At 75.6% G+C, this 17,156-nt stretch carries 16 protein-coding genes and 1 pseudogene; 7 read left to right on the top strand and 10 right to left on the bottom strand.

Features of this window, described 5'->3' with window-relative positions; genetic code table 11:
• Positions 1 to 41: 41 nt before the first annotated feature.
• The 7 genes and pseudogenes from ACFU7Z_RS18935 to ACFU7Z_RS18905 all read right to left on the bottom strand — a co-directional run bounded on the left by ACFU7Z_RS18935 (position 42) and on the right by ACFU7Z_RS18905 (position 6,640).
• Positions 42 to 1,625, bottom strand: a complete 1,584-nt coding sequence (locus ACFU7Z_RS18935) for an MFS transporter (RefSeq protein WP_079272339.1) — start codon at positions 1,623 to 1,625, stop codon at positions 42 to 44.
• Between the two features lie 107 nt (positions 1,626 to 1,732).
• Positions 1,733 to 2,269: pseudogene (locus ACFU7Z_RS18930) on the bottom strand (TetR/AcrR family transcriptional regulator); the annotation flags it as partial.
• Between the two features lie 158 nt (positions 2,270 to 2,427).
• Positions 2,428 to 2,820, bottom strand: a complete 393-nt coding sequence (locus ACFU7Z_RS18925) for a cell division protein SepF (RefSeq protein WP_053112231.1) — start codon at positions 2,818 to 2,820, stop codon at positions 2,428 to 2,430.
• Positions 2,821 to 3,114: 294 nt separating this feature from the next.
• Positions 3,115 to 3,630 (bottom strand): DinB family protein, encoded by a 516-nt coding sequence (locus ACFU7Z_RS18920; protein ID WP_049655198.1) that lies wholly within the window; start codon positions 3,628 to 3,630, stop codon positions 3,115 to 3,117.
• A 93-nt stretch (positions 3,631 to 3,723) separates the two neighbouring features.
• Entirely contained in the window at positions 3,724 to 4,440 is a 717-nt protein-coding gene (locus ACFU7Z_RS18915) for a TVP38/TMEM64 family protein (protein WP_259316442.1), read from the bottom strand.
• Between the two features lie 86 nt (positions 4,441 to 4,526).
• On the bottom strand, positions 4,527 to 5,297 hold the full coding sequence (locus tag ACFU7Z_RS18910) for a dienelactone hydrolase family protein (RefSeq protein ID WP_074003728.1): 771 nt from the start codon (positions 5,295 to 5,297) through the stop codon (positions 4,527 to 4,529).
• A 92-nt stretch (positions 5,298 to 5,389) separates the two neighbouring features.
• On the bottom strand, positions 5,390 to 6,640 hold the full coding sequence (locus ACFU7Z_RS18905) for an MFS transporter (RefSeq protein ID WP_380778363.1): 1,251 nt from the start codon (positions 6,638 to 6,640) through the stop codon (positions 5,390 to 5,392).
• 109 nt (positions 6,641 to 6,749) lie between these two features.
• Here ACFU7Z_RS18905 and ACFU7Z_RS18900 point away from each other — a divergent pair, with 109 nt between their 5' ends.
• The 6 genes from ACFU7Z_RS18900 (at position 6,750) to ACFU7Z_RS18875 (ending at position 11,926) form a co-directional block, all read left to right on the top strand.
• Complete coding sequence (locus tag ACFU7Z_RS18900; protein WP_117486658.1) at positions 6,750 to 7,934, top strand: ROK family transcriptional regulator; 1,185 nt, start codon at positions 6,750 to 6,752, stop codon at positions 7,932 to 7,934.
• Between the two features lie 104 nt (positions 7,935 to 8,038).
• Positions 8,039 to 8,455 carry a molybdopterin-binding protein gene (locus ACFU7Z_RS18895; RefSeq protein ID WP_181970475.1) on the top strand — a complete coding sequence of 139 codons (417 nt, stop codon included), beginning with the start codon at positions 8,039 to 8,041 and terminating at the stop codon, positions 8,453 to 8,455.
• 86 nt (positions 8,456 to 8,541) lie between these two features.
• Positions 8,542 to 9,006, top strand: coding sequence for a hypothetical protein (locus ACFU7Z_RS18890; protein ID WP_380778360.1), 465 nt, complete (start codon positions 8,542 to 8,544; stop codon positions 9,004 to 9,006).
• Positions 9,003 to 9,737, top strand: a complete 735-nt coding sequence (locus ACFU7Z_RS18885; protein WP_380778358.1) for a glycerophosphodiester phosphodiesterase — start codon at positions 9,003 to 9,005, stop codon at positions 9,735 to 9,737. Before ACFU7Z_RS18890 ends, ACFU7Z_RS18885 begins: the two co-directional genes overlap by 4 nt.
• A 135-nt stretch (positions 9,738 to 9,872) precedes the next feature.
• Entirely contained in the window at positions 9,873 to 10,979 is a 1,107-nt protein-coding gene (locus ACFU7Z_RS18880) for an AI-2E family transporter (RefSeq protein ID WP_234348675.1), read from the top strand.
• 59 nt (positions 10,980 to 11,038) lie between these two features.
• Positions 11,039 to 11,926 carry a virginiamycin B lyase gene (locus ACFU7Z_RS18875; protein ID WP_380778356.1) on the top strand — a complete coding sequence of 296 codons (888 nt, stop codon included), beginning with the start codon at positions 11,039 to 11,041 and terminating at the stop codon, positions 11,924 to 11,926.
• On the opposite strand, the gene ACFU7Z_RS18870 is transcribed toward ACFU7Z_RS18875, so the two are convergent.
• The 3 genes from ACFU7Z_RS18870 to ACFU7Z_RS18860 are packed head-to-tail and all read right to left on the bottom strand — an operon-like array spanning position 11,917 to position 16,428.
• On the bottom strand, positions 11,917 to 12,474 hold the full coding sequence (locus ACFU7Z_RS18870) for a GAF domain-containing protein (protein ID WP_049661076.1): 558 nt from the start codon (positions 12,472 to 12,474) through the stop codon (positions 11,917 to 11,919). The two genes, ACFU7Z_RS18875 and ACFU7Z_RS18870, sit on opposite strands and share 10 nt — an antisense overlap.
• The gene (locus ACFU7Z_RS18865; RefSeq protein ID WP_380778354.1) at positions 12,458 to 13,315 is read right to left on the bottom strand and encodes a S8 family serine peptidase; all 858 of its coding nucleotides are present in this window, start codon (positions 13,313 to 13,315) and stop codon (positions 12,458 to 12,460) included. The genes ACFU7Z_RS18870 and ACFU7Z_RS18865 overlap by 17 nt, the downstream gene beginning before the upstream one ends.
• Positions 13,312 to 16,428, bottom strand: coding sequence for an adenylate/guanylate cyclase domain-containing protein (locus ACFU7Z_RS18860; RefSeq protein ID WP_380778352.1), 3,117 nt, complete (start codon positions 16,426 to 16,428; stop codon positions 13,312 to 13,314). The genes ACFU7Z_RS18865 and ACFU7Z_RS18860 overlap by 4 nt, the downstream gene beginning before the upstream one ends.
• A 421-nt stretch (positions 16,429 to 16,849) precedes the next feature.
• On the opposite strand from ACFU7Z_RS18860, the gene ACFU7Z_RS18855 reads away from it, so the two are divergent.
• Positions 16,850 to 17,026: a hypothetical protein gene (locus ACFU7Z_RS18855; protein WP_158077737.1), complete on the top strand. Its 177-nt coding sequence runs from the start codon at positions 16,850 to 16,852 to the stop codon at positions 17,024 to 17,026.
• The last annotated feature ends 130 nt before the right edge of the window (positions 17,027 to 17,156 follow it).

The following is a 17,156-nucleotide window of genomic DNA, read 5'->3' as shown; positions in this document are numbered from 1 at the left end:
CGGCCGTTCCCCCCGGGGGAACGGCCGTTCTCGGTGCGCTGTTACGCCTTGACGCTCGGCTGCGCGGCCGACACGTCGACGGCGCCCTCCGGGCCGGTCTCGGCGCCCGTCTCCGCCCCGGCCGTCGGCTCGGACAGCCCGCGCAGCAGCCGCCAGGCCATCACGGCCGCGCCGACCAGCAGCGCGGCGGCCAGCAGCCCGGCGCTGTTCATGCCGTGGACGAAGGACTCCCGGGCGCTCGCCAGCAGCGGCTGGGCGAGCTCCGGCGAGAGGCCCTGCGCCGTCTCGACGGCCGAGCCCAGCGATTCGCCGGCCCGGGCGGCGGCCGCCGGGTCCGTCCCGGCCGGGACCGCCAGCCCGTTCGCGTAGATCGAGCCGACCACCGAGCCCACCAGCGCGATGCCGAGCGCGGTGCCCAGCTCGTACGCCGTCTCCGAGACCGCCGAGGCGGCGCCGGCCTTGTCGGCGGGCGCGGCGTTCAGCACCAGGTCGGCGCCGAGCGTGTAGACCACGCCCTCGGCCGTCCCGACCAGCAGGAAGGAGGCGGCCAGCAGCAGGTAGGTGGTGTCCTGCTCCAGCCAGCCGAGCGCGCCCACGCCCAGACCCATCGCCAGCAGACAGGCCGTCAGCGCCTTGCGGGCACCGTAGCGGCGGGCGATCAGGGCGGTCAGCAGGCCGCCGACCACCGATCCCGCGAAGGCCGGCAGTTCGGCCAGGCCCGCCTGGAGCGGCTGGTAGCCGCGGACCAGCTGGAGGTACTGCGAGACCACGAAGATCACGCCGGAGAGCCCGATCAGGGAGATCAGCGAGGCCGACACGGCCGCGGTGAACCGGCGGTCGCGGAACAGCCGGACGTCGAGCAGCGGGGTCTCCAGCCGCAGCTGGCGGCGGACGAACACGAACAGCGCGGCGGTGCCCAGGACGAAGGCGACCGGCACGTCCCAGCGGTCCACGCCGTGCGCGGCGGCCTCCTTGACCGCGTACACCGCGCCGATCACGCCGGCCATCGACAGGACGACGCTCAGCACGTCCCAGCGGCCCGGCTTCGGGTCCTTGGACTCCGGCAGCAGCCAGGCGCCGAACACCAGCAGCAGGATCAGCACCGGGATGTTCAGCAGGAACACCGAACCCCACCAGAAGTGCTCCAGCAGCACCCCGCCGACCACCGGCCCGAGGGCGGCCCCGGCGGTGGCGGCCGCGCCCCAGATGCCGATCGCGGTGGCCCGCTCCCGGTCGTCCGGGAAGAGGCCGCGGATCAGCGAGAGCGTGGAGGGCATGATCGTGGCCCCGGCCACGCCGAGCAGGGCGCGGGCCACGATCAGCCAGCCGGCGCTCGGCGCGTAGGCGGCCAGCAGCGAGGCGGCGCCGAACGCGGCGGAGCCGGCCAGCAGCAGCTTCTTGCGGCCGATCCGGTCGCTCAGGGCGCCCATGCTGACCAGCAGGCCGGCCAGCACGAAGGAGTAGGAGTCGCCGATCCAGAGCAGCTGGGTGCCGCTGGGGCGCAGCGTCTCGCTGATGGACGGGATGGCGAGGGAGAGGACGGTCGCGTCCAGGGCGACCACGGTCACGGCCAGGACGAGGACGGCGAGGCCGGTCCAACGCTGGCGGGCGGTCAGGGTGTTCATGGTGTATCGGTGTCCGGCCTGTGGTCGGCGGTGCTGTGGATGGGAGTGTTGCGGTCGGCGGTGCCGACGTTGGCGGCGGCGGGGACGGGCGTCCGCGCGTCCGGTCTGCGCAGCGCGCCGCCGAGGAACAGCTCGGCGAGCGAGAAGGCGGCGTCGCGCGGGGCGAGCCGGCCGTCCTGGATGGACCAGCCGACGCCGGCCACCAGGTCGAAGAAGGCCTCGCTCAGCCAGGCGGCGCTCAGCTCGATGCGGAACACGCCCTGCTGCTGGCCGCGCAGGAAGAGCGCGTGCAGCCGGGCGATCTGGACCTCCCAGAGGTCGTTGATGTCGTCGTTCTCGTAGAGCTGGTTCTCTCCGGCCAGGAAGGCGCAGAGCATGGCGTCCGGGACGGAGGCGTCCACCAGGCGGCGCAGCGCGGCCTCGGCGTCGCCCTCTTCGACCTCGGCGGTGTCCAGTGCGGCGGCGAACCGGCGCAGCCCGAGCAGGCCGACCTCGCGGATCAGCGCGTCGCGCCCCGGGAAGAGCCGGTGCAGCGTGGCGCGGCTGATGCCGGCGGCGCGCGCGATCTCGTCCAGGTGGGCGGTCGGGCGGCGGGAGAGCACGCCGACGGCGGCTTCGAGGACGGTGTCGCGGTCGGTGGCCATGGACCGAGTCTAGTTCACATGAGACACCGATGTCTCATTCTTTTGTTCGAGCTCTCAGGTGATGCGCGGGATCTCGGCGCTCGGACAGCAAAAAACCGGGGACGGTGGTGTACCGTCCCCGGTTTCGGGGTGCCTGTGAGCCCTCGCGGGGCGGCGGCTCAGCTCTGGTTGTAGAAGCCGGTGTCGTCCATCGGGCGGTCGATCACCATGACCTCGACGTCGGCCGGGGTGAGCAGGAAGACCCTCCGGGCGATCCGCTCGATGCCGCCGCGGGTGCCGAAGATCAGCCCGGAGGCGAAGTCGACCATGCGCTTGGCCTCGGCCTCCGACATCTCGGTGAGGTCCATGACCACCGGGATGCTCGCCCGGATGTGCTCACCGACCGTCCGGGCCGCCTCGAAGCCCGTCGGCCGCAGGGAGACGATCTTCGTGGGCGCGGGGGCGGCCGGAACCGTCTCCTGATCGACCCACTCGTCGTCGTACACCGCGGCCGGGTAGTTCCCCGAGGGCATCAGCCACCCGTTGTGGTGCTCGTCGCGAAGTGCTCCCATGCCGCGCCTCCCTGCCTCGTCCCGTCCTGGTCCCCCGGGGGTGCGTGCCGTTCTTGACACGTCATCCACTCGTCGGAACTGTCCGAGTATCGCACTGTTCACCGGTCCCGTGCCCGCTCGCAACCCCCGTACGAGTCGTGCCGCGCCGGAAACCCGGGCGAACCCGGGCACTCCCACTGACGCGGCGCAGCGCCGTACGGTTGCGCGCGTTGACCTTATCGGTCGCGGTCACGGCGTAATTGACCTTCTGTCAACAATGCGGAAACGATTTCACCCGCGGTGTCACCCGCAGGGTCACTCGCCGGTCGATCCGTCGATCAATTCGCGCAGAAGATCCGCGTGGCCGTTGTGTCGGGCGTACTCCTCGATCATGTGGGTGAGGATCCAGCGCAGCGTCACCGGCTGGCCGCGGCGCGGCTTCTTGCCGACGGTCTCCAGCGGCAGGCCGGCGGCGGCGCTGCGGGCGGCCTCGACCTCGGCGCGCCAGACGGCGAAGTCGGCCGCGACGTCGGCGGTGTCGACGTCGTCGAAGTCGCCGTCCTCGTTCTCCTTGGTCCAGAAGTGCCCCTCGGCGTTCTCCTGGCCGAGCAGGACGGACTGGAACCAGTACTGCTCCACCTCGGCCATGTGCCGGACCAGGCCCAGCAGCGAGAGGTTGGACGGCGGGACGGAGCGCAGCCGCAGCTGGTCGTCCGTCAGGCCCTCGGTCTTCAGCGCGAGGGTGTGGCGGTGGTAGTCGAGGAAGGCGTGCAGGGTGGCGGCCTCGTCGGCCGTCATCGGCGGGTCCACCCGCGGGTCCGGTGCAGTCATGCGCGCCATCCTGGCCTCCGGCGGCGCACCGGCGCGAACGATTTTGTCCTGGTGGGCCGGGCCGAGGGGGCGGAGCGGACGGACGGGCCGGGTTCAGCCGGCCGTCGCCCGGCGGCGGGTCCGGGCCGCCCGCCAGAGGCCCACCACGCTGCCCAGCACCAGCAGCGCGATCACCCCCGCCGACAGCAGGAAGGCCGCCGAGCCCGGCCGGCCCGCGCTGGCCGCCGCCGTGACGTACACCGCGGTGGTCGGCACCACGCCGATCGCGGTGGCGAGCACGAAGGGCAGGAAGCGGACCCCGGAGAAGGCCGCGCCGTAGTTGGCCGCCTGGAACGGCATGCCGGGCAGCAGCCGCAGCACCAGCACGCTGCGGAAGCCCTGTTCGGTGAACCGCCGGTCCAGCGCCCCGAGCACCTTCCCGCGCAGGTACGGGCGGAGCGCCTCGCGGCCGAGGCCCCGGCCGAGCACGAAGGCCAGGGCGGCGCCGACCGTGGTGCCGAGCACCGCCAGCAGCACGCCCTGCTGGATGCCGAGCAGCAGCCCGGCCGCGGCGTTCAGGGCCGGCCGGGGCACGAAGGCGAGCGTCCCCACCGCGTAGACCAGGGCGAACAGCGGACCGAACCAGTAGCCCGGCATCCGGTCCGCCAGCCCGCCGGACAGCAGCTCCGTCGGGCTCCACAACAGGAGCGAGCCGGCCGCCGCCGCGAGCACCGCGACCAGCAGGGCGAACCGCCACCACGGGGAACGCGGCGCGACGGCGGGCACCTGCGGTGCGAGGGGCGGGACGGGAACGGCATCGGGCTCGAACACCGCCCGAGCCTAACCGGTCCCTGGCCCCGGCCCCGCCGCCGTCCACGCCCCGGTCCAAGGCCTGGGGCGGGGGCCGGGATCCGGGTTCAGCGCGGCCGGGCGAGGAAGCCCAGCAGGCGCTGCCACGCGTCCCGGGCCGCGTCGGCGTGGTCGACCGCGGCGAGCTCGAAGAAGTTGTGCGGCGCCCCCGGATAGGTGACGAAGGTGTGCGGGCAGCCGGCCGCGGTGAGCGCGGCGTCGAAGGCCTCGACGGCGGCGGCCGGGATGTGCTCGTCCGCGCCGCCCCAGAGGGCGAGGACCGGGGCGGTCAGCTCCGCCGCGAGCTGGGTCGGCCCGGGAGCGCCGTGGAGGGTGTCCGGGTAGCCGTAGAAGCCGACCGCGCCGGCCAGGCCGAAGCGCGGCGCGGCGGTCCGGAAGGCCTGCCGGCCGCCGAAGCAGAAGCCGAGCGCGACCACCTCGGCGGGCCCGGCGGCGCGCAGCCGTTCCAGCGCGGCGGTGATGTCGGCGTCCAATCCCTCGGGGGTGAGCGCGAGCAGGTGGGGGAGCAGGTCCGGCAGTTCGCCGAATTCCGCCGGGCGCTTTTCCGGGAAGGCTCCGGCGGTGCGGCCGTAATAGTCGAGGACGAGCGCCGGGTGGCCCTGTTCGGCGAGCCGGGCGGCGGTCTGCCGGTAGAACGGGGAAAGGCCCCTGTTGTCCGGCAGGACGAGTACGCCGACTCCGGTGGCGACCTCCGGGCGGGCCAGGAAGGCGCCGAACCGGGTGCCGTCGGCCGAGGTCAGGGTCAGTGGGGCGGCCTCGGCCGGCGGCCACGGGGCGGGACCGGGGGCGGGCGGGGCGGCGTCCGGGTCGTAGCACACGGGGAATCCCTCTCGCGGAGCACGAAAACCGCCGGACGCGGCGCGCCCGGCGGTTCGAGACTTTAGCGGGGAATTCCCTCAGGAATTCACCATCATATCGTGGAGAGATCTTTTCCGGAAGGCTTTTCCGGTGACGTTGCGGTCACGTTTCCGTCGCCGGAATTCCGTTCGGCCAGCCGCAGCGCCCCGGCGCTCAGCAGCAGGGCGAAGGCGAGCGCGGTGACGAGTCCGAAGGAGACGGTCAGCGAGGTGGCCTGGGCGAGGGCGCCGATGACCGCGGGGGCGATCAGGCCGGAGGTGTAGGTGACGGTGGCGACGCCCGCGATGGCCTGGCTGGGGTTGCTGCCGATCCGGCCGGCCGCGGCGAAGGCGAGCGGGACGATCACCGCGATGCCGATGCCGAGGAGGGCGAACCCGGGGATGGCCAGCGCCGGGCTGTCGGCGGCGACCACCAGCAGGCCGCCGACGGTGGCCACGGCGCCGCCGACGCGGGTGGTGCGGACGGCGCCGAGCCGGCGGATCGCCGCGTCCCCGGCGAGCCGGCTGACCGCCATGGTGAGCGAGAAGGCGGTGTACGAGGCGGCGGCGACGGTGGCCGAGGCGCCGGTGACGTCCCGCAGGTAGACGCCGCTCCAGTCCATCGAGGCGCCCTCGGCGAAGACCGCGCAGAAGCCGACCAGCCCGATCACCAGCGAGCTGCGCGGCGGCAGCGCGAACCGCGGCGGCTCCTCCGCGCCCTCGTGCGCCCGGATGTCGGGCAGGCCGCGGCAGACCGGCTGGGCGAGGGCGAGCAGGACCAGCGCGGTGACGGCCAGCTGGAGCCGGGCGTCGAGGTCCAGGTGGGCGGCGAGGATGCCGAAGGCGGAGGCCAGCAGGCCGCCCGCGCTCCACATCCCGTGCAGTCCGGACATGATCGAGCGGCCGAGCCGCTCCTCGATCTCCACGCCCTGGGCGTTCATCGCGACGTCCGCCATCCCGGCCGCGGCGCCGTACACCAGCAGGGCCGCGCACAGCACCGGCAGGGAGGGGGCGAGCGCGGGCAGGGCGAGGGCCAGGCACCAGAGCGAGATCAGCCCGCGCACCGCGGCCCGGCCGCCGTAGCGGTGCACGAAGCGGCCGGCCAGCGGCATGGCGAGGGAGGAGCCGATGGCGGGCATGACCAGGGCCAGGCCGAGCTGGCCGGTGGAGAGGTCGAGGCGGTCCTGGAGCCACGGGATGCGGGTGACGAAGCTGCCGCTGACGGCCCCGTGCACGCAGAAGACCAGGGCGATGCCGGCCCGGGCCCGGCGGGGTGCGCTCAGCGGTTCCGGCGGTGGCGGTGGTGGCGCGGTGGTCCCGTTCATGGGGTGTTCCCTCCCGGTCGCGCGGTGTGGGGCGCGACAGTGCCCTGTGACGGTCGATAAACTATCAGGAAGGGACCCTGATAGAAACACTCTGGAAGGATGATCCGCCATGACCATCGCGCGTACGGCCACGCCGAGCACCGCCCGGGCGATCAACGACCGGCTGGCACTCAACCTCCTGCTCGAACAGGGCCCGCTGACCGCGACCGAGCTGCGCGGCCTCACCGGCCTGTCCCGGCCGACCGTCGCCGACCTGCTCGAACGGCTCCAGCGCACCGGCCTGGTGGCCGTCGTCGGCGAGCGCGGGGAACAGCGGCGCGGCCCCAACGCCCGGCTCTACGCGCTGGTCGCCTCCCGGGCCCACCTCGCCGCCTTCGACGTCCGCTCCGGCGGCGTCAGCCTGGTCGTCGCCGACCTGGCCGGGCGCAGCCTGGCCACCGCCGAGGTCCCGGTCGAGGGGGACGGCGGGCCGGACACCGCCGGGGAGATCGTCGCCACCCTGCTGGAGACCGCGCGCGGCGCCGGCGTCGACCGGCTGCACACCGTCGCGGTCGGCGCCCCCGGGCTGGTCGACCCGGCCACCGGGCGGCTGCAGAGCACCGGCAAGCTCCCCGCCTGGCACGCCGAACTCCTCGCCGCGCTGCGGGAGCTGCCAGGCACCGAGGTGATCCTGGAGAACGAGGTCAACCTGGCCGGGCGGGCCGAGTACCGGGTCGGCGCCGCGCGCGACCGCGACACCTTCGTCCTGCTCTGGCTGGGCCACAGCGTCGGCGCCGCCGTGATCCTGGACGGGCGGCTGCGCCGGGGCTTCTCCGGCGGCACCGGCGAGATCTGCTTCCTGCCCGTCCCCGGCACCGTCGGCCTGCCCAGCGCCGACAGCTGCGAGGGCGGCTTCCACGGCCTGGTCGGCAGCGCCGCGATCTGCGCGCTGGCCCGCGCCCACGGGCTGCCCGCCGACCCGGCCGGGGACGCCCCCGCCGCCGAGGCCGCCGTCCGGGCCGCCCTCGCGGCCGGCGAGGCGGGCGGGGGCTTCCTGGACGAGCTGGCCGAGCGGATCGCGATCGGCGCGGCGAGCGTCTGCGTGGTGCTGGACCCCGGCTGCGTGGTGCTCGGCGGCGAGATAGGCCGGGCCGGCGGGCCGGAGCTGGCCGGCCGGGTCGAGCGGCGGCTGGCGCTGCTCTCCCCGCTGAGCACCGAGGTGCGGGCCGGTACGGCGGGCGGCGGCGCGGTGCTCGCCGGGGCGGTGCTCACCGCCGGGGACGCGGCACGGCGCGACCTCTTCGGCGAGCCATAAGGTATGCCGTGGGGCGGCCCTCACATGATCGTCCGTACCGCCGGTACGGCAGGATGGCGCGGGGCGCCCGCCCCGAGAACCCGAACCACCGTCAGGAGGCGCACATGGGCCAGCCCGAGGTGCCGGCCAACCCGTACCGCATCGGCGAGGCCGCGGCGCTGCTCGGCGTCAGCGCCGACACCATGCGGCGCTGGGTGGACGCCGGGCGGGTCGCCGCCGCGCGGGACGAGCACGGGCACCGGATCATCCCGGGGGCCGAACTCGCCGCCTTCGCACGGGAGTTGGCCCGGCCGGAGAACGCCGAGGCGGAGGGCCGGCCGTCCTCGGCGCGCAACCGCTTCCCGGGGATCGTCACCGACGTGGTGCTGGGCGACGTGGCCGCGCAGGTGGAGATCCAGGCCGGGCCGTTCCGGGTGGTGTCCCTGATCAGCCGGGACTCGGCGGTGGAGCTCAACCTGGTCCCCGGTGCGCCCGCCACGGCGGTCATCAAATCCACCAATGTGATGATCGAACGCCGCTAGCCGGGCCGGTGGATCCCCGCGGATCCCTCCGCAGCCCCCTGCAACCCCCTTCGTACGAGTCCCGGAACGAACCGAGAGGCGCCCGGATGCCACCCCCGCACCTGCCGACCACCCAGAGCGCCGTGCTCGCGATCGAGGCCGTGGCCGCCCGGCACGGCCGCACCGTCCGCGCCCAGCACGACATCGGCCGCGACCGGACCTTCGCCGGGCTGGTCGGCCCGGACGGTCCGGGCGGCTCGGGCGGTTCGCTCGGGGAGCTGGACGCCATCGCGCACGAGGCGCTGCTGGAGTTCGACGGCCGCCCCGCCGTCACCGTCCGGCTGTTCACCCACGACGAGGTCGCCGTGACCGTCGAGGGCATCGCCTTCGACGTCGACCGCGACCGCGTCCCCGGCTTCCTGAACGCCGTCTGGTCCGACCTGGTGCACGTCAAGGCGCGCACCTTCCCGCCGTCCACCACGCTGATCGTCACCGTCCCCGGGGAGCCGAGCCACCGCGAGGACATCGGCGTCCACAGCCTCACCCCCTGGCTCTCGGGAAGGATCCGATGAACGCCGCCGCCAAGCCGCTCGCCGCCGGAACGCTCGCCGCCAAGCCGCTGGCCGTCGCCCACCGGGGCGACCCGTACCGGTTCCGCGAGAACACCCTGCCCTCCGTCGAGTCCGCGCTCGCCGCCGGGGCCGACGCCGTCGAGGTGGACGTCCAGCTCACCCGCGACCGGGTGCCCGTCCTGCTGCACGACCGCACCCTGGAGCGGCTCTGGGGCGACGCGCGGTCGATCGACCGGGTCACCGCCGACCAGCTGGAGGAGCTGGGGCAGGGCCCGCTCGTCGTCCCCACCCTGGCCGAGGCGGTCAAGGCGGTGACGGCCGTCGAGGGCCGCCGGCTGCTGATCGACCTGGACGACGCGGGCCCGGCCGCCGCCGCCTGGTCGGTCGTCACCGGGCTCGGTGCCGAGGCGGCGGTCGCCTTCTGCGGCCCCACCACCGCCATGCTCGCGGTGCGCGAACTGAGCCCGGACGCCGAGATCGCGCTCACCTGGAAGCAGCCCCGGATGCCGGTGCGCGCCCTGCTGGACGACCTGCGCCCGCGCTACCTCAACCCGCCGTTCGGCCTGGTCACCCCCGAGTTCACGGCCGCCGCGGCGGAGCGGGGGCTCGCCGTCTCCACCTGGACCGCCGACCTGCGCCGCACCATGCGCCGGCTGCGCGACACCGGGGTCGCGTCCATCACCTCCAACCGGATCGGCGTCCTGCGCTCGGTGCTGGACGGCCGCGGCTGACCGGAGCGGTGCTCGGCCGGAGGGCGCCCGGGTCGCCCGTTCGGGTGCTCCCGGCCGATCCGCCGCGCGGCCCGTCGGAACCTCTGCTGAGCTGGGGCGGTTCGGAATCGTCGACGACCCCCGGCGGAGGTGGCCGTGTCCGTGGAGCGCGCGCCCGGCGAGCAGCGGCAGCCGGACGACCGCAGGCCGTACCTGATGCTGCCGCCCGGGCTGCGGCAGGCGGCGGCCTGGTCGGTGGCGGTGATCCTGCTGATCGCCGTCGCCTCGCTGGTGGTCTTCGCGCTGGTCGAACTGCGGGCCGCGACCGTGCCGTTCGTCCTGGCGCTGCTCGGGGCCTCGCTGCTCTACCCGGTGGTGCCGTGGCTGGTGGGCCGGGGCGTGAGCCGGAGCCTGGCGGCCGGGCTGACCTGCGTGGTGCTGGTGGTCGCGGTCAGCGGGGTGATCGCGCTGCTGGTCAACTCGCTGGTGCACAGCGCCCCGCAGATCGCCTCCTCGCTCCAGGAGGCCGGGCAGCGGCTGGCCGACTGGCTGGGCCCGCTGGGGGCGAAGATCCGGCACGGCCTGGACAACGCCAAGGGCGAGACCAACTCGCTGGTCTCCACCCTCACCAACGGCGTGCTCTCCGGGCTCGGCCTGCTCACCCAGCTGATCACGGGCGGGGTGCTGGCGCTGGCCCTGGTGTTCTTCTTCCTCCGGGACGGCCACCGCACCGGCGACGCCATCCGCTCCTACCTGCCCGAGCGCAGCGCCACGACGGTGATCGCCTGCGCGGAGCGGGCCTTCGACGCGATGGCCGGGTTCATGCGGGGCACCACCCTGATCGCGCTGATCGACGCGGGCTTCATCACCATCGGCCTGATCGCCCTCGGGGTGCCGGGCGCGCCCGGGCTCGGCGCGCTGGTCTTCATGGGCGCCTACATCCCCTTCGTCGGGGCCTTCCTGTCCGGCACGGTGGCCGTGCTGGTGGCGCTCGCCGACGGCGGGCTCGGTACGGCGCTCTGGGCGCTGGGCGTGGTGCTCGCGGTGCAGATGATCGAGGGCAACGTCCTCCAGCCGGTCATCCAGAGCCGGACGGTGGAGCTGCATCCGGCCACCATCATGGTCGCCGTGGTGGCCGGCTCGGGCATCGCCGGGATCATCGGCGCCCTGCTCGCGGTGCCGGTCTGCGCCGCCGTGATGGGCGTCATCTCGGTGCTGCGGGGGGACCCGGACGCGCGGGAGAAGTCGGTTGCCGGGCCGTGACCCGTTGTGCGAGCATCGCTAATGCGATTTGAGTCGCGATAGTGATGCGGAGGGGTTGCATGGAACTGTTCGAGGTGGCCGAGGCGGGGGCCGGGCCGTACGGGGTGGCCGTGGGGCCCGACAGCGGCGTGTGGTTCACCCTGGTGCACACCGGGGAGATCGGGCGGCTGGCCGCGGACGGGACGGTCGAGCGCTTCGGCCTCGGCGCGCCGGAGTGCGGGCCCGCGGTGATCACCGCGGGGCCGGACGGGGCGCTCTGGTTCAGCCGGATGCGGGACCACCGGATCGGTCGGATCACGGTGGACGGGACGGCGACGTCCTACGCGCTGCCGACGGAGGAGGCCGGGCCGTACGGGATCGCCGCCGGGCCCGACGGGGCGCTCTGGTTCACCGAGCTGAACGCCGGCCGGATCGGGCGGATCACCGTGGCGGGTGAGGTCACGGAGTTCCCGCTGCCGCTCGCCGGGGCCTTCCCGTCGCTGATCACGGCCGGGCCGGACGGGGCGCTGTGGTGCACGCTCAACCAGGCCGACGCCGTCGCCCGGATCACCGTGGACGGCCGGGTGACCGTCCACGGGCTGCCCACCGGGGGCACCGCGCCGGTCGGCATCACCGCAGGGACGGACGGCGCGCTCTGGTACGTCGGCATCGGCGGCGGGCTGGTCGGGCGGATCACCGTGGACGGAGAGGTGACCGAGTACCCGCTGGCCGACCGCGCGGCCCGCCCGCACGCGATCGCGGCCGGGCCGGACGGCCGGCTCTGGTTCACCGAGTGGGGCGCCGGCCGGATCGGGGTGCTCGGCCCGGACGGGCGGCTCGGCGGCCACCCCCTCCCGGGCGGGGGCGCCGAGCCGCACGGCATCGCCGTCGCCCCGGACGGCACGGTGTACGCGGCGCTGGAGCGCGGGCAGCTCGCCCGGCTGGGCGGCGTGCCCGGTCAGGGCTGACGGCGCAGCAGCTCCTCCAGGTCGGCGAGCAGGCCGAGGGCGGCGGCCCGGTCGGGGGCCGGCTCCGGGGCGGGGGAGCGCTCGGCGATCACCCGCAGGGCGGCGGCGGCCTGACGGGCGAACATGGCCAGCAGGTCCAGCTCGGGCAGGCTGGCGCGGGCCTGCGGGGCCGGGTCCAGCACCTCCAGGACGCCGAGCACCCGGCTGCCGTGGGTGAGCGGGGCGGCCATCAGGGCGGTCGGGACGTACGCGGTGGACTCGGCGAAGTCCCGGTCGAAGGTGCGGTTGGCGCCCAGGTCGTCCACCACCATCGGCTCGCCCGAGGCGGCCACCCAGCCGGCGATCCCCCGGCCGGCCGGGAAGCGGCGGCCCACCAGCGACTCCTCGCCCCGGCCGGAGACGGCCTGGAAGACCAGCTCCCCGGCCGCCTCGTCGAGCAGGCACACCGAGCCGGCCTGGGCGCCGAAGATCGCCCGGGCGACGTCCACCACGGACTGGAGCAGCTCGCGGGCCAGCGGGTCGACGGCGGGGTCAGTGCTGAGGGTCATCGGGCGCCTCCGGGGTGGGGGTGGAAGGGACCTGGACGTTGGCCGCGGTGAGGTAGAGCGCGCTCTTCAGCTGGAAGGTGGTCAGCCTCGGCCGCCGGGACAGGATGCGGGCGCAGAGCCCGGCCACGTACGGGGTCGCGAAGCTGTTGCCGGTGGTGCGGATGGTGGCGCCGCCGAGCCAGGGCACCCGGACGTTCTGGCCGGGGGCGAAGAACTCCACCGGCGGCGCCGGGTTGTACAGGTGCAGCTCCGGGTCCTCCTCCTGGTGGCTGCCCACCGAGATGACCGAGGAGAAGCGCCACGGGTAGCTCTCCACCGGGGTGTTGTGGGCGGAGGCGACGATCGCGGTGCGGGCGAAGAAGGCGTCGTCGGCGATCGCGTGCAGCTGCTCCAGGAAGCGGGTCCGGGTGGTGGAGAGGCTGAGGTTGACCACGTCGAAGCCCTGCCCGACGGCCCAGCGCAGCCCGGCGATCAGCATGTCGCCGGTGCCGGTGAAGCGCTCGCCGAGGACCCGGACGCTGTAGAGCTCGCAGTCCGGGGCGGTGCGGCGGATGATGCCCGCGCAGGCGGTGCCGTGCCCGCAGGTGTCGCCGGCGCTGTCGGGGCGGACGGTCAGCTCCCGGGTGACCGGGTCCTTGACCACCGCCCAGGAGCCCTGCACCGGCCCGACCAGCGGGTGGTCGGGCTCGATCCCGGAGTCGACCACGCAGACCCGGACGCCCTTGCCGGTGCCCCCGGCGTCGGAGGCCCCGGCGTCGGTGGCGACGGCGTCGGCGAGCACCGGGAGGTCGGCGGGCCTGCGGTCGCGCAGGCTCCAGGTGAGGCCGGCCGGGCCGCTCACCGGGTGCCCCCGAGCCGCTCGGCGCGCCGAACGCCCGGCAGGTGGCCCTTGGCGGCGAACCGGTCCCGGGCGGTGGCGGCGGCCGCCGCGGCCTCGGCGGGGCGGTCGAGCAGCAGCAGGGCGTGCGCCCGGTCGAGCGCGGTCAGCGCCTGGAGCAGCAGCGACTCGGTGGCCTCGGCGGCGGACAGCGCGGCGGCGGTCAGGTCCAGCGCCGGCGCGGCCTCGCCCCGGGCGGCGGCGAGCCGGCCGCGCAGCGCGTCCAGCTCGATCGCGAGCACCGGCGGCAGCGCGGCGACGGCGTCCGCGCCGTCCAGGTGCCGGGCGGCCTGGGCCGGACGGTCGGTGTCCAGCAGGACCCGGGCGGTGGTCAGGGCGAGGCGCGGCAGCGGGGCGGCGCTGCCCTGGTGGCGGGCGATCTCGGCGGCGTCGGCGAGCAGGTCCAGCGCCTGGCCGCCCTGCCCGAGCGCGGCCGCCGCCTGGGCGGTCAGCGCGGGCAGCGCGATCATCGCCTCGGCCAGCGACAGCTCCCCGGCCAGGCCGTTGGCCTCGGCGAGCAGCAGCTCGGCCTCCTCGGGGCGGTCGCGCAGCGCCAGCAGGACGGCCAGCGGGCCGTTCAGCGCGACCCGGACGGTCCGCCGGCCGGTGCCGTGCTCGGCGAGCAGGGCGCGCAGCCGGAAGGTCGCGTTCGGGACGGGCTCGGGGCCGGCCAGCAGCGAGGCGGCCAGCGCGGCCAGCACGGCGGCCCGGTCCAGCTCGGCGTCGGTGCGGGAGACCTGGCCGAGCGCCCGGTCCAGCAGCTGCTCGGCCTCGGTGTGGCGGCCGGCCAGCAGGTGCTCCTCGGCCAGCCGCAGCCCGGCCCGGGCCTGGCCGAGGTCGTCCCCGGTGTCGGTGAACAGCGGCAGCACGGCGCGGGCGGTCGCGGCGGGCTGGTCCTGGCCGGGCGGCAGGCCGCGGGCGGCCAGCGCGAGCCGGGCGTGCGCGGCGTCCAGCGGGTCGGCGGCCGCGTCCCGCACCTGGGCGAGGACGGGCAGCGCCTCCTCGGCGCGGCCGAGCGCCAGCCGGGCCTCGCCGAGGCGGCGCAGCACCGGGCCGGTGGCGCGCTCGCCCGGGTAGTGCAGCCGCACCGCGCGCTCCAGCAGGTCGGTGGCGGCGGGCAGGTCGGCGCGGGCCAGCGCACCGGCCCCGGCGGTGCCGAGGGCGGTGGCCGCGCGGGTGCGCAGCACGTCGGTGCGGGTGTCCAGCAGGCCGAGTTCCAGTCGGTAGCGGTGGGCGCGCTCCAGGTGGCCGCCGACGGCGGCGTCCCCGGTGGAGCGGACGGCCGGCAGGTCGGCGGCGCGCTCGTGGCGCTCGGCGCGGGCCCGCTTGGACATGGACTGGTAGACCGACTCCTGGACCAGGCCGCTGCTGAACCGGTAGCCGGTGCCGGTCGGTTCGACCAGCCGCAGCTCGGCCAGCCGGGCCAGCGCGGCGTGCAGCCGCGGCGGGGTGTCGTCGACCCAGGCGGACGGGCCGGCCGGCAGGCCGTCGATCGGGCCGGTGAAGACGTCGTCCTGCGGGTCGGCGAAGGCGTCCTGGTCGCTGCCGCCGTGGGCGAGTTCGGCGAGTTCGGCGGCGGTGAAGGCGCGGCCGAGGACGGCGGCGAGGTCGAGGGTGGCGCGCTCGTCGCGCTCCAGCCCGTCGATCTGGGCGCTGAGCAACGCCCGCCCGGTGGGCGGCAGTTCGTCCGTCAGTGCGGGGCCCTCGGTCTCGGTGAGGGCGGCCAGCAGCTCCTCCAGGTGCAGCGGGTTGCCCTCGGCGCGCTCCAGCAGCCGGGTGGGCACCGCGTCCTGGTGGGCGCTCAGCTCGGTCAACTGGGCGGCCAGCAGGGCGGATTCGTCCCAGGACAGGCCGCCGACCGGCAGCGTCGGCAGCTCCGGGCGGGCGGCCGGGAGCTCGGGGCGGGTCAGGCAGAGCAGCAGCACGGGGGCCGCGCCGAGTTCGGCGGCCAGCCGCTCGACGGCGTCCAGCAGCACCGGGCCGGCCCACTGGCAGTCGTCCAGGACCAGGACGGCCGGGCGCTCGACGGTGCGGCCGCGCAGGATCGCGGCCAGCAGCTCCAGCGAGCGGCCGGCGTCGATGCCCGGCGCCGTCGCCTCGTCCAGCCGGGCCAGCGCCTCGGCGGGGGCGGCGCCCTCGGGCTCGTCCAGCAGGGTCCGGACCGCCTCGGCGAGCGGCGCCAGCACGCCCTGCCCGCCGAAGCTGCGGCAGCGGGCGGTGCCGCAGCGCGCGGTGCGCCGGCCGACCCGCTCGCGCCAGTCGCGCACCAGCCGGGTCTTGCCGATGCCCGCCTCGCCGGCCACCAGCAGCAGCTCGGCCCCCTGACCGCCCGCCATCCGGGCCAACGCGGCGTCCAGCAGGGCCAGTTCGCGCTCCCGGCCGACCAGCGGGACGTCGAAGCGGCGCAGCAGCTCCGGGTCGTCCTCGTCCAGGCCGACCAGGCGGTAGGCGGTGACCGGCTCGGCCTTGCCCTTGAGGTGCAGCGGGCCGACCTCGTCCACCTGGGCGGCCGGGCCGGCCGCGCGCAGCGTCTGCGGGCCGATCAGCACCTGGCCGGGGGCGGCCCGGGTCTGCAGCCGGGCGGCGATGTTCACGGTCTCGCCGGAGATCAGCGCCTGGCGCGCCGAGGCGTCCGAACCCGCCACCACCTGGCCGGTGTTGACACCGATCCGGACGTCCAGCCGGACGCCGAGGGTGGCGTCCAGCTCGGTGTTGAGGTCCTCCACGTCCTCCAGCATGGCGAGCGCGGCGGCCAGCGCCCGGTGGGCGTCGTCCTCGCGGATCACCGGGACGCCGAAGACGGCCATCACGGCGTCCCCGATGAACTTCTCCAGGGTGCCGCCGTGCGCCTCGATCCGGTGGTGCATCCGCTCGAAGTAGCGCAGGACCACCTCGCGCAGGGTCTCCGGGTCGAGCGCGCCGGACAGGGCGGTGGAGTCGACCAGGTCGCAGAAGACCACCGTGACCAGCTTGCGCTCCTCGGCGGCCAGGTCGAGGGCGGCGGCCCGGGGGGTGCCGCAGGAGGGGCAGAACTGGTCGTTGGTGCCGACGAGTTGGGCGCAGAGTGGGCAGGGCATGGTGGCCGTCCTTCGGTCGTCCTTCGCGGTGCGGGGCGTGCGCGGCGAAGCGGAACGGGTGTGCGCGGCGGGGCGGTTGGCGCGGCCCGGTGGTGCGGGCCGGGCGGTGGTGCGGGGCGTGCGCGGCGGGGCGGTGGTACGGGGGCGCGAGCGTTCCGGGCCAGGGTCGCGGGCGCGGCTTCGGGCCCGGTTCGGGAACGCCTGGCAGGCGGTATGGCCGCAGGTGGGACGGGGTGCGGCAGCCTCCCGGGCGGGCCCGCCCGGGGCCCGGAGGGCCGGCGCGGCCGCTCCGACCTGCGGCCATACCGGTTTCCAACCGGCCCCGAAGCCGGGCGCAGGCGGCTCGGGCCACGGTGGTCGGCAACGGCGGGCAGCCGCCCGCCGGAGCCGTAACCACCCCCGTGCGGAAGGGAGTTCGACCATGGCCGAGAACATGGAGCAGCAGAACGTCGGCGAGAGCGGCGAGGAGACCCCGGAGGTCGAGGCGCACGTCGCCAACATCCTGGACCTCCAGGCGATGAAGGTCCTGAGCGAGTCCTCGGACGGCCTCTGCTTCAGCCTGATCAGCTACGTCCACGGCGCCGAGACCACGGTCTGACCGGAGTCCGGACACCGGGCCGTGCGCGGGGGCGGACGCACCGCCGCCCCCGGCCGCCGACACCCGGTCGCCGGCCGCCGGTTCCCGGTCACTGGTTCACCGGTCACCGGCAATCGGTCACCGCAAGGCC

This window comes from Kitasatospora sp. NPDC057518 (assembly GCF_042802075.1).
Classification (GTDB): Bacteria; Actinomycetota; Actinomycetes; order Streptomycetales; family Streptomycetaceae; genus Kitasatospora.
The sequence above is the reverse complement of the archived record's forward strand: the minus strand, read 5'-3'. Positions and strand labels throughout refer to the sequence as shown.